The sequence below is a fragment of the Rhodococcus yunnanensis NBRC 103083 genome (genome assembly GCF_001895005.1).
In the GTDB taxonomy this organism is placed as follows: domain Bacteria; phylum Actinomycetota; class Actinomycetes; order Mycobacteriales; family Mycobacteriaceae; genus Rhodococcoides; species Rhodococcoides yunnanense.
This window is the reverse complement of the sequence record NZ_BCXH01000008.1, coordinates 101,642-122,021: the sequence shown is the minus strand read 5'-3', so window position 1 is coordinate 122,021 and position 20,380 is coordinate 101,642. Positions and strand designations below refer to the sequence as shown.

Annotated in this window: 26 protein-coding genes; 3 read left to right on the top strand and 23 right to left on the bottom strand. The window is 65.4% G+C overall.

From position 1 onward, the window contains the following. Positions 1–6: 6 nt before the first annotated feature. The 3 genes from bioD to RY1_RS15045 all read right to left on the bottom strand — a co-directional run bounded on the left by bioD (position 7) and on the right by RY1_RS15045 (position 3,142). Entirely contained in the window at positions 7–714 is a 708-nt protein-coding gene (bioD, locus tag RY1_RS15055; RefSeq protein ID WP_072804447.1) for a dethiobiotin synthase, read from the bottom strand. After that, positions 711–1,799 (bottom strand): 8-amino-7-oxononanoate synthase, encoded by a 1,089-nt coding sequence (locus RY1_RS15050; protein WP_084727456.1) that lies wholly within the window; start codon positions 1,797–1,799, stop codon positions 711–713. Before RY1_RS15050 ends, bioD begins: the two co-directional genes overlap by 4 nt. A 68-nt stretch (positions 1,800–1,867) precedes the next feature. Then, positions 1,868–3,142: an adenosylmethionine--8-amino-7-oxononanoate transaminase gene (locus RY1_RS15045; protein ID WP_371829476.1), complete on the bottom strand. Its 1,275-nt coding sequence runs from the start codon at positions 3,140–3,142 to the stop codon at positions 1,868–1,870. A 65-nt stretch (positions 3,143–3,207) separates the two neighbouring features. Here RY1_RS15045 and RY1_RS15040 point away from each other — a divergent pair, with 65 nt between their 5' ends. Beyond that, complete coding sequence (locus tag RY1_RS15040; protein ID WP_072804443.1) at positions 3,208–3,414, top strand: inositol 2-dehydrogenase; 207 nt, start codon at positions 3,208–3,210, stop codon at positions 3,412–3,414. A 33-nt stretch (positions 3,415–3,447) separates the two neighbouring features. Beyond that, the gene (locus tag RY1_RS15035; RefSeq protein ID WP_072804441.1) at positions 3,448–5,412 is read left to right on the top strand and encodes an acyl-CoA dehydrogenase family protein; all 1,965 of its coding nucleotides are present in this window, start codon (positions 3,448–3,450) and stop codon (positions 5,410–5,412) included. A gap of 50 nt (positions 5,413–5,462) precedes the next feature. Here RY1_RS15035 and RY1_RS15030 read toward each other — a convergent pair whose 3' ends face one another. The 15 genes from RY1_RS15030 to RY1_RS14975 form a co-directional block, all read right to left on the bottom strand. After that, on the bottom strand, positions 5,463–6,602 hold the full coding sequence (locus tag RY1_RS15030; protein WP_072804439.1) for a PQQ-dependent sugar dehydrogenase: 1,140 nt from the start codon (positions 6,600–6,602) through the stop codon (positions 5,463–5,465). After that, positions 6,599–6,811: a heavy-metal-associated domain-containing protein gene (locus tag RY1_RS15025; protein WP_139279869.1), complete on the bottom strand. Its 213-nt coding sequence runs from the start codon at positions 6,809–6,811 to the stop codon at positions 6,599–6,601. Before RY1_RS15025 ends, RY1_RS15030 begins: the two co-directional genes overlap by 4 nt. Positions 6,812–6,839: 28 nt before the next feature. Beyond that, positions 6,840–7,121, bottom strand: coding sequence for a metal-sensitive transcriptional regulator (locus RY1_RS15020; protein ID WP_072804436.1), 282 nt, complete (start codon positions 7,119–7,121; stop codon positions 6,840–6,842). Positions 7,122–7,137: 16 nt separating this feature from the next. Further along, positions 7,138–7,383, bottom strand: a complete 246-nt coding sequence (locus RY1_RS15015; protein WP_072804434.1) for a hypothetical protein — start codon at positions 7,381–7,383, stop codon at positions 7,138–7,140. Then, positions 7,380–7,874 carry a transport-regulating membrane protein Mce1N gene (gene mce1N, locus RY1_RS15010; RefSeq protein ID WP_072804432.1) on the bottom strand — a complete coding sequence of 165 codons (495 nt, stop codon included), beginning with the start codon at positions 7,872–7,874 and terminating at the stop codon, positions 7,380–7,382. The genes RY1_RS15015 and mce1N overlap by 4 nt, the downstream gene beginning before the upstream one ends. A 49-nt stretch (positions 7,875–7,923) precedes the next feature. Next, positions 7,924–8,070 carry a hypothetical protein gene (locus RY1_RS29985; RefSeq protein ID WP_156376395.1) on the bottom strand — a complete coding sequence of 49 codons (147 nt, stop codon included), beginning with the start codon at positions 8,068–8,070 and terminating at the stop codon, positions 7,924–7,926. A gap of 73 nt (positions 8,071–8,143) precedes the next feature. Continuing rightward, positions 8,144–8,269 (bottom strand): hypothetical protein, encoded by a 126-nt coding sequence (locus RY1_RS30855; RefSeq protein ID WP_281249977.1) that lies wholly within the window; start codon positions 8,267–8,269, stop codon positions 8,144–8,146. A 95-nt stretch (positions 8,270–8,364) separates the two neighbouring features. Next, positions 8,365–8,958, bottom strand: a complete 594-nt coding sequence (locus RY1_RS15005; protein WP_072804430.1) for a hypothetical protein — start codon at positions 8,956–8,958, stop codon at positions 8,365–8,367. Beyond that, positions 8,955–9,929, bottom strand: coding sequence for a porphobilinogen synthase (gene hemB, locus RY1_RS15000; RefSeq protein WP_072804429.1), 975 nt, complete (start codon positions 9,927–9,929; stop codon positions 8,955–8,957). Before hemB ends, RY1_RS15005 begins: the two co-directional genes overlap by 4 nt. Positions 9,930–9,936: 7 nt before the next feature. Continuing rightward, positions 9,937–11,499, bottom strand: coding sequence for a bifunctional uroporphyrinogen-III C-methyltransferase/uroporphyrinogen-III synthase (locus RY1_RS14995; RefSeq protein ID WP_072804427.1), 1,563 nt, complete (start codon positions 11,497–11,499; stop codon positions 9,937–9,939). Further along, positions 11,496–11,666, bottom strand: a complete 171-nt coding sequence (locus tag RY1_RS29980) for a hypothetical protein (protein ID WP_156376394.1) — start codon at positions 11,664–11,666, stop codon at positions 11,496–11,498. The genes RY1_RS14995 and RY1_RS29980 overlap by 4 nt, the downstream gene beginning before the upstream one ends. Next, the gene (gene hemC, locus RY1_RS14990; RefSeq protein ID WP_072804425.1) at positions 11,659–12,636 is read right to left on the bottom strand and encodes a hydroxymethylbilane synthase; all 978 of its coding nucleotides are present in this window, start codon (positions 12,634–12,636) and stop codon (positions 11,659–11,661) included. The genes RY1_RS29980 and hemC overlap by 8 nt, the downstream gene beginning before the upstream one ends. After that, on the bottom strand, positions 12,633–14,015 hold the full coding sequence (locus tag RY1_RS14985; RefSeq protein ID WP_072804423.1) for a glutamyl-tRNA reductase: 1,383 nt from the start codon (positions 14,013–14,015) through the stop codon (positions 12,633–12,635). The genes hemC and RY1_RS14985 overlap by 4 nt, the downstream gene beginning before the upstream one ends. Beyond that, positions 14,012–14,872 (bottom strand): redox-sensing transcriptional repressor Rex, encoded by an 861-nt coding sequence (locus tag RY1_RS14980; protein ID WP_174565384.1) that lies wholly within the window; start codon positions 14,870–14,872, stop codon positions 14,012–14,014. The genes RY1_RS14985 and RY1_RS14980 overlap by 4 nt, the downstream gene beginning before the upstream one ends. Before the next feature lie 173 nt (positions 14,873–15,045). Beyond that, positions 15,046–15,327 carry a glutaredoxin family protein gene (locus tag RY1_RS14975; protein ID WP_072804420.1) on the bottom strand — a complete coding sequence of 94 codons (282 nt, stop codon included), beginning with the start codon at positions 15,325–15,327 and terminating at the stop codon, positions 15,046–15,048. A gap of 287 nt (positions 15,328–15,614) precedes the next feature. Between RY1_RS14975 and RY1_RS14970 the strand changes: the two genes are divergently transcribed. Further along, a complete protein-coding gene (locus RY1_RS14970) occupies positions 15,615–16,544 on the top strand; it encodes an HAD family hydrolase (RefSeq protein ID WP_072804595.1) in 930 nt (309 codons plus the stop codon). Positions 16,545–16,748: 204 nt separating this feature from the next. Here the strand turns inward: RY1_RS14970 and RY1_RS14965 are convergent, their stop codons facing one another. The 5 genes from RY1_RS14965 to RY1_RS14945 form a co-directional block, all read right to left on the bottom strand. Continuing rightward, complete coding sequence (locus RY1_RS14965) at positions 16,749–17,237, bottom strand: GNAT family N-acetyltransferase (protein WP_072804418.1); 489 nt, start codon at positions 17,235–17,237, stop codon at positions 16,749–16,751. Between the two features lie 19 nt (positions 17,238–17,256). Then, a complete protein-coding gene (locus RY1_RS14960; RefSeq protein ID WP_072804416.1) occupies positions 17,257–18,303 on the bottom strand; it encodes a lysophospholipid acyltransferase family protein in 1,047 nt (348 codons plus the stop codon). Beyond that, positions 18,300–19,409 (bottom strand): SDR family oxidoreductase, encoded by a 1,110-nt coding sequence (locus RY1_RS14955; protein WP_169914716.1) that lies wholly within the window; start codon positions 19,407–19,409, stop codon positions 18,300–18,302. The genes RY1_RS14960 and RY1_RS14955 overlap by 4 nt, the downstream gene beginning before the upstream one ends. Positions 19,410–19,759: 350 nt before the next feature. After that, complete coding sequence (locus tag RY1_RS14950; RefSeq protein ID WP_003402602.1) at positions 19,760–19,861, bottom strand: 30S ribosomal protein bS22; 102 nt, start codon at positions 19,859–19,861, stop codon at positions 19,760–19,762. A 249-nt stretch (positions 19,862–20,110) separates the two neighbouring features. Beyond that, a complete protein-coding gene (locus RY1_RS14945; RefSeq protein ID WP_072804415.1) occupies positions 20,111–20,347 on the bottom strand; it encodes a helix-turn-helix domain-containing protein in 237 nt (78 codons plus the stop codon). Positions 20,348–20,380 lie beyond the last annotated feature (33 nt).

Genomic DNA, 20,380 nt, shown 5'->3' with positions numbered 1-20,380 from the left:
TTTCGTTCATCTCCCCAACTTGGTAGTTGGGGGTCGGGTACCCGGCGCGGCGCCCGGCAAACTCGCCTCGAACCAGGACCCGGCGGCAGTGGTGAAATCCGCACGCGTCCACGCTCCGGCACCCTCGGGTACTCGACCGAGAAGTGGGACTCCGGTGACAGCGGGCAACTCGTCGACGTTGGTGCGTGCAGCCAGGTCCGGCTCGGCGGGCCACGATCCGATGACCAGGCCCGCACAGTGCACGCCCGCGACCGCGAGCGCCGACGTCGTCAACTCCGAGTGGTTCAGCGTGCCGAGTCCAGCGCTGCACACCAGCAGCACAGGTGCGTCCAGGCGCTGCGCAAGGTCCACAAGGGTGAAGTCGCCGAACCGCACGAGCAGCCCTCCCGCACCCTCGACCAACACCACGTCGGCGTCGATGCTGTGAATCGATGCGACGACGTCGTCGAGCACGAGTTCGGGAAGCCCGGATCGGCGGGCCGCCACATTCGGGGCAAGCGGATCCGGGTAGCGCGCATATTCGTGCAGGTCACCGACCCCGGTCAGGCGTGCGATCTCGGCCACGTCACCCGGCTCACCTGGCAGTACACCGGTCTGAGCGGGTTTGCACACCGCAACCGATATGCCCGACGCCCTGTAGGTGGCTGCGAGAGCCGCGGTCACCACCGTCTTGCCGACGTCCGTCGAGGTCCCGGTGACCAGCAGCACCGTCATGACGCAGTGGTGGCGAGAATCGACGCGAGGACCTCGTCGACCCGCGTCAGTTCCTCGTCGGTCAAGGTTGCTCTTGCGGTCAGCCGGAGCCGTGATGTGCCCTCGGGTACCGACGGCGGCCTGAAGCATCCGACGTGTACTCCCTGCTCGCGGGCAGCCCGGGCGGCACGAACAGCGGTCTCGGCATCGCCGAGCACCACCGATACGACCGCCGATTCGGATGCGTCGACGCCGACCATCGCGGCCAGTCGATCGGCGCGCTCACGTACCGCCAGCGCCCGCCCTGGCTCGTCTCGCAGTACTGCCAGCGCTGCCGACGCCGCTGCCACGGCAGCGGGGGCGAGCCCGGTGTCGAAGATGAAGGGCCGCGCGACGTCGATCAGATGATCGCGTACCGCCTCGGGACCGAGGACGACGCCTCCCTGCGACGCCAGTGATTTCGACAGTGTTGCCGTGACGACGATGTCGGGGGCACCGTCCAGCCCCAGTTCCTGCACCAGACCACGCCCGCCCGTTCCGCGGACGCCGATGCCGTGCGCCTCGTCGACCACGAGCAGAGCCGAGTACTTCCTGCAGAGCGCATGCAGCTGGGTCAGGGGCGCGAGGTCACCGTCCGCGCTGAAGACCGAGTCCGTGACGAGCAGGGCACGTTCCTCGGACCGGGAGGCAAGGAGCCATTCGACATGGGCGAGGTCGTCGCGGTGGTAGATCTCGACGCGGCCTCGCGACAGCCTGCAGGCGTCGACGAGGGATGCGTGCGATTTCGAATCCGACACCACGAGGGATCCTCGGCCGGACAGGGCCGCAACCGCGGACAAGTTGGCGGTGTATCCGGAGGAGAAGACCAAGGCGGACTCCGCGCCGGTGAACTCGGCAAGTTCGGTCTCGAGCTGGTGGTGCAGCGTCGTGGTACCGGTGACCAGCCGCGATCCCGTCGACCCTGTTCCGAATGCTCGGACCGCCGCGCAGGCTGCATCGACGACGTCCGGGTGGTTCACCAGTCCGAGGTAGTCGTTGGAGGCGAGGTCCACGACCTGCTGTGCGGCAGGACGTGCATGGAGCGTGCGGTGCAGGCCGCGCGCCATTCGGTCGTGCGCAGCAGCTGTCAGCCAGTCGAGTGTCGCCACGAGAGACGACCATACTTGAACGGTGTTCAAGTTGTGGAGGCGACCGCTCTCACGGCCCGTGTGATGGCGTCGACGTCGGCGGGCGCTGCGATGTACGGCGGCATCGTGTAGACCAGCTTTCCGAACGGCCGAAGCCACACTCCCTCGCCGACTGCGGCGTCGGTAGCTCGCTGCATGTCGACCGGCTCCTTCATCTCGACGACGCCGATGGCACCGAGAACGCGCACGTCCGCCACGCCGGGGACTTCGCGCAATCCCGTCAGCCCGTCGAGCAATCCCTGCTCGATGCCGGTCACCTCCGAGCGCCAATCACGCTGCAGCAGAAGTTCGACCGCCGCGACCGCCACGGCACACGCGAGCGGATTGCCCATGAACGTCGGGCCGTGCATCAACCCGCCCGCCTCGCCGCCGCTGATCACGCCTGCAACTTCGGCGGTACACAGCGTCGCTGCCAGGCTCATGTAGCCGCCCGTCAGCGCCTTGCCCACACACATGACGTCCGGCGTCACACCGACATGATCGGCGGCGAACAATGTGCCGGTGCGGCCGAATCCCGTCGCGATCTCGTCGAACACGAGCAGAACGCCGTGCTCGTCGGCCATACGTCGCAGTTCGATGAGGTAGCGCGGATCGTGGAACCGCATCCCGCCCGCCCCCTGCACGACGGGTTCGACGACGATCGCAGCAACCTCCTCGGAGTGCTGCCGGAGGATGCGTTCGAACTCCGCGAGAAACTCCTCGTCGAATTCGGCAGGCGGGGCTGGTGCGAAGACCTGCTGCGTGATGACGTTCGTCCACAGCGAGTGCATGCCGCCGTCGGGGTCGCAGATGCTCATCGGCGCGAACGTGTCACCGTGGTAACCGCCGCGCCAGGTCAGCAGCCTGTTCCTACCGGGCCGCCCGCGTCCACGCCAGTACTGGATGCACATCTTGACGGCCACTTCCACCGACACCGAGCCGGAGTCCGCGAAGAACACCTTCTCCAAACCGTCCGGGGTGATCGCGACGAGCAGTTCGGCCAGCCGCGCTGCGGGTTCGTGCGTCAGACCGCCGAACATGACGTGGCTCATCCGGCCCAGCTGGTCGCGGGCGGCCGCGTCGAGAACCGGATGGCGGTAGCCGTGCACGGCCGCCCACCACGAGCTCATCCCGTCGATGAGCTCCGTACCGTCGGACAGCCGTAGCCGGACGCCCTCGGCACTCTCGACGACGAGTGGTCGCGTCGACGCCGGAAAGCCGCCGTAGGGATGCCACACGTGCTCGGCGTCGATCTGCAAGATCCGTGATGTGTCGATGGCCACCGACCCTAGACTGCCACCCTCCGATCATGTAACGCCCGTGTTACTTCTGGATTACACTGGCGGTCGTGGAGGCACAACACGAACCAGCGCGGTACTCCTGGCCTGACGGCTTCCGGGAGCACCTGATCAGCGAATTCGACGGCTTCAGCCCACTCGTCACCCGCGCGCTGGAGGACAACGGAGCGTCGCTCTTCCACGACGGCCCGTACAAACGCAGCAAGTTCTGGTCTCGGGTCAGGTCCATCGGCCGCGAGTATCTCTGGCCAACCTGACCTGCCTCGGGGCGCGACAGGTTACCGTCGAGTATGGCAACCACTTCGGAGCATCTACGCAACACGTTGGACGGTCGCTGGCGCGAGACGAAGAACGAGGCACGCGCCCAACTCGTCCGTGACGAGTTCCGTCCGCACTACACCCCCAACACCGTCATCGCGCGTACCAAGGCGCTCGAACAGTTGAAGCTGCTGGCGCAGCACGGCGCAGCAGACGACGGTTTCAAGAAGGAACACGGCGGCACCGGTGACGTCGGCGCTGCGGTCACGATGATCGAGATGCTCGCGATGTCGGACCTGTCGCTGATGGTCAAGGCAGGCGTGCAGTGGGGCCTGTTCGGCGGCGCCATCGAAAATCTCGGCACCGAACGCCACCACGAGGCCTACGTTCGGCGCATCATCGATCTCGACCTTCTCGGCTGCTTCGCGATGACCGAGACCGGCCACGGCAGCGATGTTCAATCCCTCGAGACCACCGCGACCTACGACGCCGCCACCGGCGAGTTCGTCGTGCATTCGCCGACGCCGTCCTCTCGCAAGGACTACATCGGCGGCGCCGCCGAAACAGCAACGGTCGCTGCAGTGTTCGCGCAGTTGATCACCGCGGGTCCCGGTGAAGAGCCGGAAGGCCACGGTGTCCACTGTTTCTTCGTCCCGCTCCGCGACGAGAACGGCGACGACCTCCCCGGAGTCACCACGTCGGACTGCCAGTACAAGGGCGGACTCCCCGGCGTGGACAACGGCCGAATCATGTTCGACCACGTACGCATTCCGCGCGACAACCTGCTCAACAAGTACGCCGACGTCGCAGCCGACGGTAGTTACTCCTCACCCATCGAGAACGCCGGTCGACGGTTCTTCACGATGCTCGGCACGCTCATCCGCGGCCGCGTCACCGTCGGGGGCAGCGCAGCAGCTGCGGCCAGGGTCGCCCTCGACATCGCCACCCGATATGCGTTGCAGCGCAGGCAGTTCTCGGCCCCGAAGTCCGAGGACGAGGTGCTGATCATGGACTACCTCGTCCACCAGCGTCGCCTGTTCCCGCTCATCGCCAGGTCGTATGCGCTGCAGTTCGCGCAGAACGAACTGGTCGCCAAACTGCACGAGTTGCAGACATCGGACAACCCGGACGCCGAGGAGCAGCGCGAACTCGAATCCCGTGCCGCCGGGCTCAAAGCCGCGAACACCTGGCACGCCACCCGTGCGATCCAGGAAGCCCGTGAAGCATGCGGCGGCGCAGGATATCTCGCCGAGAACCGGCTGATATCACTCAAGGCGGACACCGATGTGTTCACCACGTTCGAGGGCGACAACCACGTACTGACACAGTTGGTCGCGAAGGAACTGCTCACCTCGTACGCCGACGACGTCAAGAGCATGAGCCCGGTCGAATGGGTCAGGTTCGCCGCCGAGTACGCGGGCGATCGAGTCATCAAACGCACTGCGGCACAGACGATCATCCAGACCATCCTCGATACCCGCCAGGACAACGAGGAGGAAGGATCGCTGTTCAACCGCGGTACCCAGCTCACGATGTTCGAGGACCGCGAGGACTACCTGCTCTCCACCGTTGCCCGGCGACTGCAGAGCAAGTCGAAGGAGATGGGCGCGTTCGACGCGTTCAACGCGGTCCAGGATCACGTGCTGCACGCTGCGAGTGCGCACATCGATCGGATCGTCCTCGAGGCGTTCGTGGCCGGCATCTCCTCGTGCGAGGACGAGAAGGCGAAAGAACTGCTCGGGCAGGTGTGCGACCTGTACGCCCTGTCGGTCATCGAGGAGGACAAGGCGTGGTTCATCGAGCACCGTTACCTGTCCACGGAGCGATCGAAGGCCGTCACCCGCGGGATCAACGAGCGGTGCAGGGCACTTCGTCCGCACGCACTCGAATTGGTCGAAGCATTCGGCGTCCCCGACCAGCTGCTCGGTGCCGCGATGCTCGGTCACCCGCAGGCCGGTAGCGACGAGGAGGATGCGGCGCACCCGAGCAAAGCCTGACGCGTACGCGCGCAGTTACCGTAGGGCGTAACTGCGCGCGCACGGGCGGGTCACGGCGTCACGCGCAGCACTCGGTCGTCCGATCCGTTGTCGGTTGTCATCAGGAACGACCCGTCGGGGAGGCTGGTGAGCGAACGCAGTCGACCGTATTCGTTCTCCAACGCGACAGCCTCCCTCGACACGCTGCTGCCGTCCTCGCTCAGCTTCAGGAACACCAGCTTCTCCCCCTGCTGACTGGATATGACTGCGGCACCGGACCATTCACCCCACGCGGCACCGTCGACGAATGTCAGACCCGGAGTGGCAATGGTCGGCTCACCCGAACTCCAGACTGCACCGAGCGCTCCCGGCACTCGCTCAGGGTCGGTCATGGGTACCGATTCGTCGTAGACACCCGGCAACAGATCCGGCTTGTAGCCGTAGTTGCCACCCGGGACCAGCAGATTGAGTTCGTCGTCGCGGCTCGTGCCCTGCTCGACCTCGTACAGCCGATCGGTGCCGGGCGCGAACGCCAGACCTTGGACGTTGCGATGGCCGAGTGTGTAGACACGTCCCGGCGCGTCGGCCGCGGCCGAGCCGTCCGCCTCGATGTGAAGCACTTTGCCGCCCAACGACTCCGGATCCTGCGGCACCGTCGGCGACGCCGTGTCACCGGTACCGACGAACAGCGAACCGTCGGGCGCCGCCAGAATTCTGCACCCACCGTGGCGCCCGTTCGATGCGACGGGGATGCCGTCGAGCACGGTGGCCGTCCGGGTCAGGGTGGTCCAGTCCGGGTCGACGGTCCAGCGGAACACGGCAATGCGGTTCTCTCCCTCGCCGCCGGTGACCCCCTGACACGTGTAGAGCGCTCGGGATGTCGAGAAATCCTGGGCCAGTTCCATTCCCATCAGCCCGGTCTCGCCCTCGGCGTAGAGGTCGGTCTGATCGGCAATCAGGTCCGAGGTGGTCCCATCGGGGCGCCGCACGACGAATCGGCCGCTGCGTTCACCGGTGAGGACGGTTCCGTCGGGTGCGGCGACCACGTCCCACGGCTTGTTCAGCCCGTCGATCTCCGTGGTCACCCGCAGGTCCGCCAACCCTGTGTCCGCCAACCCTGCATCCGGCTGCTCGCTCGTTCCGGACGAACAGCCGAGCACGAGGCACATGCCGGCGGTGAGGACCCCGGTACCGGTCAGACGCCTGCTCACGACGCGAGTCGATACCCGGCTTCGGTGACGGCTGCTTCCACGGCCGCGTGCTCGATCGTGTTGTCGCTGAACACCACGACCGTGCCCGATGCCACGTCGACCTTCACCTCGGTCACTCCCCCGAGTTCGGATATCTCCTCGGACACCGACGCGGCGCAATGTTGGCAGGTCATTCCTTCGACGGTGTAGCTGCTTTCGACCACGAGAATCCTTCTCTCCGGTTGTGTGCGGGTGGCGTCAGGATCGGACGAGACGAGCAATGGCGTCCGAGGCCTCTTTCACCTTGGCGTCGGCATCGGGACCGCCTTTGCGGGCAGCCTCGACGACGCAACCGGCAAGGTGCGCGTCGAGCAGTTTGAGCGAGACCGACTGCAACGCCTTGGTGGCGGCAGAGACCTGCGTGAGGACGTCGATGCAGTAGCGATCCTCCGCGACCATGCGCGAGATACCGGCTATCTGCCCCTCGATGCGGCGCAACCTCTTCAGCAAGTCGTCCTGCTCGGCCGAGTAACTGCTCATACCCGACACAATACCCCTACCGGGTATGGGAACGTATGAGCAGCGATCTACGCGCCGCGTCGACGGCGAGCACGCCCGCAACCACGACCAACACCGTCGCCCCGGCAATCCACGAACCCGAGTAACTGGCGGACTCGAACTCCGGTGCGCCGTCGGCGACCGCAGCGAAGCGATGTACCTCGACACCTGCGTTCCAACAGGCGACCGCGAGGATCACCGCGACCACAGCGCCGAGAACTTCGGCAGCGGCTGTCTTGCTCACGAGTACTCCCCTTTCGCATGTTCGAGCGCCGCGCGAAGCCCGTCGTCGTCCTTTGCCCACGCCTGTACGAGGGCGCCGCCGACCAGCTCGATCCCGATGGGGTGTCGGCGACGCGGAACTCCGTGCAGCTCCCCGAGCACCCGCGCGGTCTCCCACTTCTTCGGTTCGTAGTCCCCGTCCGAGTAGTCCGCGGGCGGCAGGATCGCACCGATGTCCGCGATATCGAGCACTTCGGTACCTTGCCGCAGCGCGGACGGAGTCAGCTGCACGCTGACGTGCCTGCGCGCGGCCGAGATCTGTACGTAGGTGAACCCGACCAGGAGCACCGCGAACAGCCCGAGCGCGAACCAGTGCAGGACCGGACCGGTCAACAGTTCCACGACGAGGACGGCGATACAGAACACCGGTCCCCACAGCAGAGTTCGCCACCGCGCGCCCGGTTCGGCGAACAACACCTCGCCTGGCTCGCCTGCGGGGATATCGGTACTCACAGGTCCATACTGCCGGTCGGCCGTCGATAACCGATGGAGCGGGTCGACGTCAGCTGCTGACGACGGCCGGGATGACGATGGCCAGTGCCACCAGGACGCCGAGGGCCAGAACCAGGCCGATCAGCAGGAACTCACGGCTGGCACTGTGGGGACATGCGAGTCGGGTGACCTCACGTGCGTCTGCCTTGCTCTGCATACCAGCCCTCCCCAGTGAAGCCTGTGACGGCCATCACCGTACACCGCACGCGACCGGGAGGAAAGTGCGCCGGTCAGGCTGCGCTGAAGCCGAGGGACATGATGAAGACGGCAATGGCCACCGCGGCCAGAAGACCGAGCAGAGCCCACACCGGTCGGCCGCTCTCCCGCTCTCCGCGTCGAATTTCCGGCTGTGTCATCTCTCTGGTCCGATCACTCGAAGGTCCACCTGTCGAGTGATGCTAGTCACATGTGGCGCAAGTGACGCATGTGACACGCGGGGTGATAGAAAGATCTACGACTTTCGCGAAGCGAGGAAGTACTCGTTCGATTCCTTGCGATGCATCAGGTAGATCGCACCCGCCGCGAGTACGCCTTGAAGAATTCCCGCAACACCGAGAACGATGGCCTGAGCACCGTCGTTCGAACCGAATCCGAACAACTGCGGGACGGTCAACACCACGGTGACCGTTCCGATCATCGTGAGCAGCATGCGAGCCCACATCCGGCCGATCCGCATCTTGTTCACCCAGAAGAGGAACAGCGCGCCGAATCCGACGCCGATGAGCACCATCACCACGAGCGCAGCCGTCAGATATCCCTCTGCCGACTCGACGCTCAGCGGGATCGACGCATCCTGCGCCTTGACGTCGTCGACGAGCTGCTGGGCGAAGACCGACTTGTCGCCGTAGACGACGAACAACGTGACGACCAGATTGATCATGCCGAGCAGAGCGACACCCCACCACAGGTGGCGTGCCGTCTCGATGTCGACCGGCGCCGGGCGCTTGACCGACTCCAACGGCGGAGGTCCGTGTTCGGCCTCCCAGCGCGCCCAATCGGGCTGCGGGGGCTGCGACTCGTTCTCCGGATGCCAGTTGTTGCTCACAGCCAGCCCGCCGCTTCGGTCGCCCAGTAGGTCAGCACCACATCCGCACCTGCGCGGCGGATGCTCGTGAGTGATTCGAGTATCGCGGCGTCACGATCGATCCACCCGTTCTGCGCGGCGGCGGTGATCATCGAGTACTCCCCAGAGATCTGATACGCCGCGACGGGAACCGGAGAGATGTTCGCGACGTCGCGCAGAATGTCGAGATACGACATGGCCGGTTTGACCATCACCATGTCCGCGCCCTCGGCGAGATCGAGCTCGACCTCGTGTGTCGCTTCACGGCGATTGGCCGAATCCTGTTGATACGTCCGACGATCGCCCTGCAACGAGGAACCGACGGCTTCTCGGAACGGGCCGTAGAACGCCGAGGCGTACTTGGCCGAGTAGGCGAGCTGGCCGACGTCGTGATGGCCTGCCTCGTCGAGTCCTGCGCGGATGGCCGCGACCTGACCGTCCATCATTCCGCTCGGTCCGAGCAGGTGCGCGCCCGCATCCGCCTGTGCCACAGCCATGTCCACGTACCGCGCGAGGGTGGCGTCGTTGTCGACCGCTCCCTCCGGCGTCAGGACCCCGCAGTGGCCGTGATCGGTGAACTCGTCGAGGCACGTGTCGGCCATGATGACGGTCGAGTCACCGAGATCGGCCTTCAATCGCCTCAGTCCCCGGTTGAGAATGCCCTCCGGATCACTGGCACCCGACCCGGCCGCATCCTTGTCCTCCGCGCGAGGCACACCGAACAGCATCACCCCGCCCACACCCGCGGCAACTGCTTCCTCGGTGGCTTTGCTCAGAGAATCGAGCGTGTGCTGGAAGACGCCCGGCATCGACGAGATCTCCCGAGGTTCGGAGATGCCGTCGGCGACGAACATCGGCAGCACCAAATGCCGTGGCTGCAGCGACGTTTGCGCGACGAGACGTCGAAGCGCCGGAGTACGGCGAAGTCTGCGGGGGCGGTCTACGGGAAACATGGGCGCGTCAGCGCCTACGTGACTTCTTGCGCGGAGGAGGCAACGCACCCTCGGCGCGCAACCGAGCAGCGTGCTCGGCCAACGCCTCGATGAGCGGTCCCACCTGCGCGGTCTCGGGCTGCACGTCGACGCGCAGTCCGAACTCGACGGCCGTCTCGGCCGTCTTCGGTCCGATGCAGGCAACGAGCGTGCGTGCATGCGGCTTGCCTGCGATACCGACGAGATTGCGGACTGTCGAACTCGACGTGAAGCACACCGCGTCGAATCCACCGGTCTTGATCATCTCGCGGGTCTCGGCGGGCGGCGGCGCGGCACGCACCGTGCGGTAGGCGGTGACGTCGTCGATTTCCCAACCACGTTCACGCAGCCCCTCGGCGAGCGTTTCGGTGGCAATGTCCGCACGCGGCAACAGAACTCGGTTAACCGGGTCGAACACCTCGTCGTACGGCGGGAAATCCTCGAGCAGGCCGAGCGAGGACTGATCGCCGGACGGCAGCAGTTCGGGGTTGATACCGAACGAGCGGACCTTGGCGGCAGTGGCCTCACCGACACAGGCGATCTTGACGCCGGAGAACGCGCGTGCGTCCAGTCCGAATTCCTCGAACTTCTCCCATACGGCACGCACCGCGTTGGTCGAGGTGAAGACGACCCACTGGTAGCGGCCGTCGACGAGGCCCTTGACGGAGCGTTCCATCTGCGCCGGGCTGCGCGGTGGCTCGACGGCGATGGTCGGGACCTCGATGGGGATGGCGCCGTGCGTGACGAGCCGATCGCTCATCTCGCCTGCCTGATCCTTGGTCCTCGGCACCAGCACGGTCCAGCCGTACAGTGCGCGAGACTCCCACCAGGACATCTTGTTTCGGCCCGAAACGACCTTGCCGACGGTCACGACGAGCGAGCCGACGAGTTCGCTGCCCGCGTCGTTCAGTGTTGCGAGTGTTGCCTCGACGGTGCGCTGCTGACGCGTCGTGCCGCGAACGGTGATGGCTGCAGGCGTCTGCGGCGCAAGTCCGTGTTCGACAAGAGCGCTCGCGGTCTCGGCGAGATGGCCCGAGGTCGCGTGCAGCACGAGGGGGCCGGGAGCTGCGGCGAGTGCAGCCCAATCGACCTCGCCTCGAACGTCCGCTTCGGTGTGTCCGGAACCGAGTGCCATGCCCGCGTAGCTGGGCACCGCAGAACCCGAAGGCAACCCGGGGAGAACCTCGAACTGAACGTGGGTACGGGCGACAGCGGACACCTCGGCGATGACGGAATCGGTGGTCAGCGGGTCACCGGACACCAGCCGGATGACGTCGTGGCCGTTCTTGGCCTCCGCCAGGAGTGTCTTGGCCACCTCGGCGGGCTCACCGAGTGCGGGCCGCACGTCGACACCGTTCTCCCCGGTCTCCGGGTCACGGGGAAGGTCGTTGCCGACGAGAGCGATGACGCCCTTGTCGACGTCGGGATCGGTGAAGGCGAGTTCCGCCGCTCCGAGCACCTGAAGTGCGCGGACGGTGAGCAGAGCCGGGTCGCCCGGCCCCGACCCCACGAACAGGATCCGCCCGTTGGCGTTCTTGCGGACTGGGCTCATCGGTTGTTCTCCAGTGCTGTCTTGTGTGGGTAGTGCAATTCGATCGGGGTTGCCGGGCCCCGCTTCGGTATCAGACGCGCGGTGGCGATGGCGCCGCCGCGTACAGGTGGCCGAGGGGCCATGCGTTTGGCGCGTCCGCGGGTCGGTGCGGTGATCGACCTAGACATGGGTTGCTCCCCCGGTGGCGGCAGGTTCGGTGACGGCGACCAGATCTCGGGCGCCCAGATCCAGTAATTCGCGTGCAAGATCTCGGCCGAGCTCCTCGGCGTTGTCGGTGGGGCCGACGATGGACGCTCGTATGGTGTCGCTGCCGTCGATCGCTGCGACGCAGGCGCGCACGGACAGCTCGTCGAACACGCGCCCGTCCTCGTCGATCGATTCGACGACTTCCGCGACAGCGCCGATCGGCGCTGTGCAGCCGGCCTCCAGCTCGGCGAGCAGCCCACGTTCGGCGTGAACGGCCGCACGGCTGTTCGCGTCGTCGAGGGTACGTATGGCGTCGGCGAGATCTGTGTCGCCGATCCGGCATTCGACAGCAAGCGCGCCCTGAGCGGGTGCGGGCAGCAACTGCACCGGATCGAGAGATTCGGTGACGACGTCGAGCCTGCCGATTCGCGCGAGGCCTGCACGCGCCACGACGACGGCATCGAGCTCACCGGAGGCGACCTTCCCGATGCGAGTGTCGAGGTTGCCGCGCAGCGGCCGAATGTCCAGCCCCTGGCCGAGCGCGCGCAGCTGAGCTATGCGGCGAGGTGCTGATGTTCCGACGGTCGCTCCCGCAGGCAACTCGCCGAGCACGAGGCCGTCACGCGCGACGAGAGCGTCACGCGGATCCTCGCGCGGCGGAATCGCGGCGATGACGAATCGCTCGTCGGGCGCCGTCGGCAGGTCCTTGTACGAGTGCACCGCGACATCGACCTTGCCGTCGGTGAGTGCCTCGCGCAGTGCCGCGGTGAAGACACCGACACCGATCTGCTGCACGGGTGCCGCCGACAGATCACCCGCCGTCTTGACGATGACGAGTTCTGCGTCGAGGCCTGCTGCGATGAGCCCCTGACGCACGGTTTCGGCCTGGGTGGTCGCGAGAAGGCTTCCCCGCGTCCCGACCCGAACCACACGCTTGTCCGTTTCGCTCACTCCGAGTGGCCTTTCCGGACATCGGTGCGGCTGGCGGTGAAATCGTCCACTAGTTCCATTCCGTTGATCTCGATCGGGCTGGCGACAGCCTCGACCGTTCCTGGGCTGAGCTCGAACAGTTCACGCAGAGCTGCTGCGTACGAGTCGCCGCCCGGCGTCGTTGCAAGTTGCTTGACGCGCACCGTCGGTGAGTGCAGAAGCTTGTCGACGACGCGTCGCACAGTTCTTGCGACCTCGTCACGCTGCGGTGATTCGAGCCCTGGCAAACGCGAGTCGAGTCTCATCAGCTCTGCTTCGACGACCTCCGCGGCGCGCTGGCGCAGAGCGGTGACCGTCGGGGTCACCTCGGCGAGACGCTGGCCTGCGAGGTAACCGGACAGTTCGGAGGAGACGATCTCGCGGGCCGCCGACGCGTCCGTCGCCGCAGCTCCTGCTGCCGGGTCGCGTTGCAGCGACTCCATGTCGAAGATGTCGACTCCGGGCAGACCGGCGACCGCGTGGTCGACGTCTCGGGGCAGCCCGAGGTCACAGATGGCGAGCGTCCGGCCCGGCTCTCGCTGAGCGAGCGCGAGGTGTGCGTCCGAGAGCGATACGACGGCGCCGACCGCCCCCGTACAGGTGACGAGTACGTCTGCGTCGGACAGTGCGACCGCGAGGTCGTCGAAGTCCATCGCCGACGCCGACACCCCTGCGGAGACCGCGGTCTCGGCGAGGTGATCGGCGCGTTCACGGGTTCGGTTGATGACGATCAGGCGACCGATGCCTGCGCGGCCCAGATGCGCGACGGACAGACCGCCCATGGCTCCTGCACCGAGTACCACCGCGGTGCGGCCGCTGAGCGTTCCGCCGAACAGACCTGCAGCGCGATCGAGCGCCACCGAGACGACGGACGCACCAGCCGAGTCGATGCCCGTCTCCGAGTGCACCCGCTTGCCCACGCGGAGCGCCTGCTGCGCGAGTTCGTGCAGAACCCGGCCCGACGCCTGCTGGGCGTCCGACGACGCGTAGGCCGCCCGGATCTGGCCGAGGATCTGCTGCTCGCCGATGACCATCGAGTCCAGCCCGCTGGCCACCGCGAAGAGATGTTCGACGGCAGCCTCGCTGTAGCGCACGTATGCGTGCTTGGTCAGCTCCGGCACCTGCAGTCCCGAATGTTCGGCGAGGATCTCCCCGACCGAAGCGAGTGCCGCGTGGAATGCGTCGACCACCGCGTACACCTCGACGCGGTTGCAGGTCGATACGACCATCACCTCGGAAATGCTCCCGCTGGCCATGAGCTTGTCGGTCAGCTTGGGGCGGTCCGTGTCGGTGATCGCGACACGTTCGAGGACAGCGACGGGAGCGCTACGATGCGAAATCCCGACGAGGAGGACACTCACGGTGCAATCACCGATCCATTTCTTAGGGAACTACTGCTTATCGTTGTCGAACCTGTTGAGCTACTACTCTGTGCCACCCGCGGGCCCCGGCTACGTCCCAGGCGAGGTGAAGTTTCGAGGCGGGGTGAAGTCTCCAGCGCCGGGCGAGCCTGTGCTGCCTCGTTACGCGAGCTGTTGAACGAGAGGACCTGCATTTCGACGGCCAGGTCCACGCGTCGCACCTCCACGCGGTCCGGGACATCGAGCGCGATCGGGGAGAAGCTGAGAATGCACTGCACTCCGCCTGCCACGAACGCCGACGCGATGGCCTGCGCCGCGTCGTCCGGCGTCGCAATGACTCCGATTGTCGCCTCCAGGTCTCGGCACGCGGATTCGAGAGCGTCGACGTGCTGGACCTGCAGACCGTCGATGTCGAGTCCGACACGAGCCGGATTGCGGTCGAACAGTCCGACCATCGAGAATCCGCGACGACCGAATCCGCCGTACCGCGCGAGCGCCTGGCCGAGGTTCCCGACACCGACCAACACCACCTTGTGCCCACGGTCGAGGCCGAGCGCGCTTTCGATCTTCGCGCGCAGCCGCATGACGTCGTAGCCCACCCCGCGCACGCCGTTGGGGCCGAGGAAGGACAGATCTTTGCGCAGCTTCGCCGAGCCCACGCCCGCGGCATTGGCCAGTTCTTCACTCGAAACGATGAGAACGCCGTCGTCGGCGAGGATTCCGAGGACCCGCAAGTAGGTCGCCAAACGCGTCACCGTAGCCTGGGGGATGACCCGATCGGGACTGATGGATCGCTCACGCTCGGCATCGACGGATCGCTCGACCGGGGCCGGTCCAACCGGGCGCTCTCGGGTCACGTTCCTGGCTCCTCGTCCGAACGGCACTTGCTGCCTGTCCTCACGGATCCTGTGTGCGATCTTGCTTGGTCAGGATTCGCTCCTGCGTTCGCACCACGGTAACCGCTTGTGAACGAATGAACAAAGTCGCTGGATGCGTGCTAGAGGGGTCCCCACCTGCAAAGCGAGAGCAATCACACGTTCTTAGGGTGCCCTAGCGCAGCCAGATCGGCGCGCAATCTGGGCTCGTCGACCTCCCAGTAACTGTGCTCGCGGCCGTCGAGGAGGACCACCGGAACACGGTCTCCGTATTCGGCCCGCAGGTCAGGCTGCGTTTTCGCGGCCTCGTCGACGTCGATGCGCGCCGGGACCAGCCCGAACTCGCCACACAGCGCCGTCAGAACGTCGAACGCCGCCACACATGTGTGACAGCCGGCCCGGGTGAGAAGAACCACCGAGGTGGGTGCGGATTCCATGTCCACACTCTTGCACCTTCACATGAGAGACGAACGTCACACTGCGGCCATGCACCCGATGCCCCGCGCAGCGTCCACGCACACGTTCGACGACGGCCGCACGGTCTAGGGTTGTCGGTAGTGCTCGAGCAGGGAGGTACGTCCAGATGACCGACGGGGGTTCCTACACACCCGACCCACAGGGCAGCGATACCGACAGGGTTGACACCGACTCGCCTGACAACGAGGCGCCTGACACGGACGCGCCTTCGATCGACCTTCCGGTATCCGATGTGCCCGACACCGACATGGTCGACACCGCGCATCCGGATGTCGACAAGCGTCGCAAGCGCCGGCTGCGCAATCCGCTCGGGCCCTCCGATGCGCAGGTGCGCGCCAACGTAGCGGGTGAAGCGAGCGCCGACGCCGCCATCGCTCTCCAACTCGACAACGGCGGCTCGGTTCCCCTCGACCTGACAGCGGCAGCGTTCTTCGACGTCGACAACACCATGGTCCAAGGCGCCTCGATCATCCATTTCGCCCGCGGCCTCGCCGCACGCAAATACTTCACCAGCGGCGACCTCGCCCAATTCGCGTGGCAGCAGATCAAGTTCCGGGTCAGCGGCAAGGAGAACAGCGACGACGTCGCCAGCGGACGGGAAAAAGCGCTGTCCTTCATCACCGGGCGCTCGACCGCCGAGCTCACTCGGCTCGGCGAAGAAATCTACGACGAACTGATCGCCGACAAGATCTGGCCGGGCACTGCAGCCCTGGCACAGATGCATCTCGACGCCGGGCAGCAGGTGTGGCTGGTGACGGCCACTCCGCTCGAACTCGCACAGATCATCGCCAAACGACTCGGATTGACCGGCGCACTCGGCACCGTCGCGGAGAGCAACGACGGCATCTTCACCGGCAGGCTCGTCGGCGACATCCTGCACGGACTCGGCAAAGCTCACGCCGTCCGCACCCTCGCCGTCCGCGAAGGCCTGAACCTCAAACGATGCACCGCGTACTCGGACAGCCACAACGACGTTCCGATGCTGTCCCTCGTCGGTACAGCCGTCGCCGTCAACCCCGACGCGGATCTCCGCGAGCTCGCCAAGAACCGTGGCTGGGAAATCCGTGACTTCCGCACCGGTCGCAAAGCCGCCAAGATCGGCGTGCCGACAGCACTCGCCCTCGGCGCGGTCGGAGGCGGTCTCGCCGCAGTGCTCGGTCGGCGACGGGCAGCCTGACCCCGCGTTCACCCCCGCACCTGCGCCCCATCCACCCACCCCACCCGCGCCCACCCCCACCCGCGCAAATGCATATGCATTTGCGCCCGGCCGGGGGTGCGACCCACCGTTCCGCGCAAATGCATATGCATTTGCGCGGAAGGTGCACGGGAGGTGCACGGGGCGGAAGGTGCACGGGATAACGCCGGCGTTCGGAGCTCTACGTCAGAGCGTCAGCTGCATCAGCGTCAGGTCCAGCCACCGGCCGAACTTGATACCGACCTCGGGCATCTCACCGACGGTCACGAAACCGAGCTTCTCGTGCAGGGTGATCGACGTCGTGTTGCCGGACTCGATGACCCCGACGAGTGCATGGATACCAGCCGACCGGGCACGCTCGATCAGCTCGGTCAACAATGCGCTCGCAATGCCGCGTCGATGGAAATCGCCCGACACGTACACCGAATGCTCGACGGTCAGCCGGTAGCCACTCTTCGGACGCCACTGCGCATACGACGCGTATCCGGCGACCCGGCCGTCGACGACCGCAGTCAACACCGGGTTACCGGCACGAAGACGACCGTCCAACCACGTGATCCGCTCCTCCAGCCCGACCTCGGTCTCGTCCCAGATCGCCGTCGTGTTCCTGATGGCGTCGTTGTGTATCTCGAGGATCGCAGGAAGGTCTTCGGTGTGGGTGTCACGAATCAGCACCCTCGGCAGAGTACTGGCTTCAACCCAGGAACACGTTCCGGCGCTTGGCGAGCAACCGGTAGAGCGTGTGCTGAATGGTTTCACGGACGTGGTCTGTGAGTTCGAACAACACCATCGGATCCTCGGACGCCTGGGCGTCGTAGGAGTCGGTGTAGATCGGCTTTCCGAATTCGATGTACCACTTCGACGGCAACGGAATCAGTCCGAGTGGTCCGAGATGCGGAAAGAACGGTGTCACAGGGAAATACGGCATACCCATCAAACGGGCCAGCGGGGTGATGTCGCCGATCTTGGGGTAGATCTCTTCGGAACCGACGATCGAACACGGGATGATGGGTGCCCCGGTTCGCAGTGCCGCAGAGACGAATCCGCCGCGACCGAACCGTTGCAGCTTGTATCGTTCGCTGAACGGCTTGCCGATTCCCTTGAAGCCCTCGGGGAAAACCGCAGCGACCTCACCCATCCGGAGCAAGCGCTCGGCGTCCGGATTGCACGCAAGCGTATGGCCTGCCCTCCGCGCGATCGTCCCGACACCCGGCATCTCGAATGCCATGTCCGCAGCCAACATTCGCAGCGGACGCTTCACGGGGTGATGATCACGAACAGCGACGGAGGTCATCAGCGCGTCGACCGGAATGACACCGGCATGGTTGGCGACGACCAGTGCACCACCGTCGTCCGGGATGTTCTCGATGCCCTTGACCTCTACGCGAAACCACTTGTCGAACAACGGGCGCAGCAGCGGCAACCAGACCGCGTCGGCGAAATGCGGGTCGTAGCCGAACTCGTCGACCGTGTAATCGCCCGCAAGACGTCGCCTGACGAACTCGGCCGTCCCGGCTATCTGCTCGACGAGCTTGTCCTTGACGGCATCGATCTGCGAGGGCTCCGACGGAACGGGAATGGGCGGCATCGCAGTGGTCGGGGTGATGAGCGGAGTGGGAGGCACCGGGTCCGTGTAGGACGACGGATGCCTGCTCCGCCCCTGATCCACCGGAGACGAGGGGCGCACGGACCTTCCGGTTCCGCTGCCGTGCAGCGGAATGACTTTGGCCACCTCGTTCACCCCTCCCGTCCCGAATTCGTAGCTGCAAGAGCCCTACGAGATGCCGCAGCGCCCGCGTCGACCACCGTGAGCAGACGCTTCTCCACCGAGTCGACCCAGTCGGTTCCCAAAACGGGCCGCAACGCTGCACCACGAACGAAATCGTCGAATGCCTGCACCGTAGTCCATCGAGGTTCGAACCCGAGGACAGAACGCATACGCGTCGTATCGAGGCCGCACCCGAAATGAAAATAATCGAGCTGCTCGGTCGTGAACTCACGCATCATGCCGCCCATCAACGCGCGCCCGACGCTCTTGAACAACGCGAAGGGAACCGGAACCTCGACGCGGCCCGCTCGGCGAATGGCCTGGGACAGCATGATCGTGCCGTCCGCTCCTACGTTGAACGTACCCGCAGGACCGCTGACAGTGGCACGTTCGAGGGCAGCCAACGCATCCTCCTCGTGCAGCAACTGCATCCGCGCGTCACGGCCGATGATGCTCGGAATGACAGGCGAGGTCATGTACCGCGAGATCGTGCCGTTCAGTCTCGGCCCGATCAGAGGTGCCATACGCAGAATCGACACGGCAATATCGGGCCGTCGACGTCCGAGACCGCGAATATAACCCTCGATATCGATGGTGTCCTTCGCGAAAGCACCCGAAGGAGGACGTCGGGCGCTCATCTCCTCGGTGAACTTGACCGGATCCTTCGCGCTGCATCCATACACCGAGGACGACGACCGGAGAACCACCTTCTGCACCGTCGGCGCCTTCTGACAGACCGCGAACAACTGCATCGCACCGATGACGTTGAGATCCTTCATCGTCGCGCGCCCACCCGACTTCGGCGGCTTGGTAATGGTGGCCGCATGAACCACCGTGTCGACTCCGGCGTTACGGATCACCTTGCCGATGAGCGGATTGCGAATGTCCGCACGAACGAACTCGGCGCGGCCCATGCGTCGCAACAGGTCCTTGCTCGGAGACCGAGCGTCCACTGCGATGACTCGTTCGATGGACGGATTCTGCGCCAGCCGGGTGACCAGATAACCGCCGAGAAATCGGCTGGCCCCCGTGACAAGGACCACTTTCGGCGCTGCAACGCCTCGATCGATCGAATTCACCGACACCCCCGTCTATGGCCGCCTCTGCGTCTTTCGGGTCGTTCCGCAGGCCGAATTGCTCACCTACAAAGCCGTTCCGCAGGCTCCACTGCTCACCTACTCGGTCATTCCGCAGGCTCCACTGCTGAGCCATTTGGTCATTCCGCAGGCTCCACTCCAGCAGCCTACTGGAATACCCCCAAGATGCGAACGGACCGGAAAAGGCACCCTGTGCAGGAAGTTTGTATGTAAGAACATCTTGACCGCAGTGCCTTTTCGACAAGCGCAGTGCCTTTTCGGAAACAGAGTCGATCCTTGCCCGAAACAGAAGAAGCCCGTCACCAGAAGGTGACGGGCTCTTCTATCAAGCTTTACTTACCGAGTTTCCTGCGCTGCACTCGGGTGCGACGAAGCAACTTGCGGTGCTTCTTCTTCGACATGCGCTTGCGACGCTTCTTGATCACTGAACCCATGGCGGGTGTTCCTCACGTTCTTCTCTAGCGTTTTCGCGCACGCGAAGTTGCGTACGCCTACCTGGCGCCTCGAACTTTCTCGGCCGCAGTGGACCGAAAGAGCCGTCGATCCCCAAGCTGGCGCTCGGGCCTCGATGTACGAAGCTCGATGCAACAGCAGCCACTGGCACGACGAGTGTCGATCTTACCGGTGTCGTCGTCGATCCACGAAACCGGCCCGACTTTCACATCGCGTGCGTGTGCGCTCGCTCAGCCTGCGTCGAAGTAGGAGGTCTCGAGGTAATCGTGCACAGCCTTGGCATGCACACGGAACGATCGACCTACTCGTACTGCAGGCAGCTCTCCGCCGTGTACCAGTCGGTACACAGTCATCTTCGACACCCTCATCAGCGTTGCCACTTCGGCCACTGTGAGGAATTGCGTTCCAGCTATCGCTGGCTGACCGTCCGGGGACGCACCCTTGGACGACTTGTTTACAGGCGCCATCAATCCACTTACCTCCGGCACGTCTCGCGCGGC

Excerpts from the sequence above, each read along its gene's own strand:
- bioD (WP_072804447.1), bottom strand. The coding sequence starts at position 714 with ATGACGGTGCTGCTGGTCACCGGGACCTCGACGGACGTCGGCAAGACG.
- RY1_RS15050 (WP_084727456.1), bottom strand. The coding sequence starts at position 1,799 with ATGGCGCGCGGCCTGCACCGCACGCTCCATGCACGTCCTGCCGCACAG.
- RY1_RS15035 (WP_072804441.1), top strand. The coding sequence starts at position 3,448 with ATGGCAACCACTTCGGAGCATCTACGCAACACGTTGGACGGTCGCTGG.
- RY1_RS15020 (WP_072804436.1), bottom strand. The coding sequence starts at position 7,121 with ATGAGCAGTTACTCGGCCGAGCAGGACGACTTGCTGAAGAGGTTGCGC.
- RY1_RS29985 (WP_156376395.1), bottom strand. The coding sequence starts at position 8,070 with ATGCAGAGCAAGGCAGACGCACGTGAGGTCACCCGACTCGCATGTCCC.
- RY1_RS30855 (WP_281249977.1), bottom strand. The coding sequence starts at position 8,269 with ATGACACAGCCGGAAATTCGACGCGGAGAGCGGGAGAGCGGCCGACCG.
- hemB (WP_072804429.1), bottom strand. The coding sequence starts at position 9,929 with ATGTTTCCCGTAGACCGCCCCCGCAGACTTCGCCGTACTCCGGCGCTT.
- RY1_RS14995 (WP_072804427.1), bottom strand. The coding sequence starts at position 11,499 with ATGAGCCCAGTCCGCAAGAACGCCAACGGGCGGATCCTGTTCGTGGGG.
- RY1_RS29980 (WP_156376394.1), bottom strand. The coding sequence starts at position 11,666 with ATGTCTAGGTCGATCACCGCACCGACCCGCGGACGCGCCAAACGCATG.
- RY1_RS14975 (WP_072804420.1), bottom strand. The coding sequence starts at position 15,327 with ATGGAATCCGCACCCACCTCGGTGGTTCTTCTCACCCGGGCCGGCTGT.
- RY1_RS14970 (WP_072804595.1), top strand. The coding sequence starts at position 15,615 with ATGGTCGACACCGCGCATCCGGATGTCGACAAGCGTCGCAAGCGCCGG.
- RY1_RS14950 (WP_003402602.1), bottom strand. The coding sequence starts at position 19,861 with ATGGGTTCAGTGATCAAGAAGCGTCGCAAGCGCATGTCGAAGAAGAAG.
- RY1_RS14945 (WP_072804415.1), bottom strand. The coding sequence starts at position 20,347 with ATGGCGCCTGTAAACAAGTCGTCCAAGGGTGCGTCCCCGGACGGTCAG.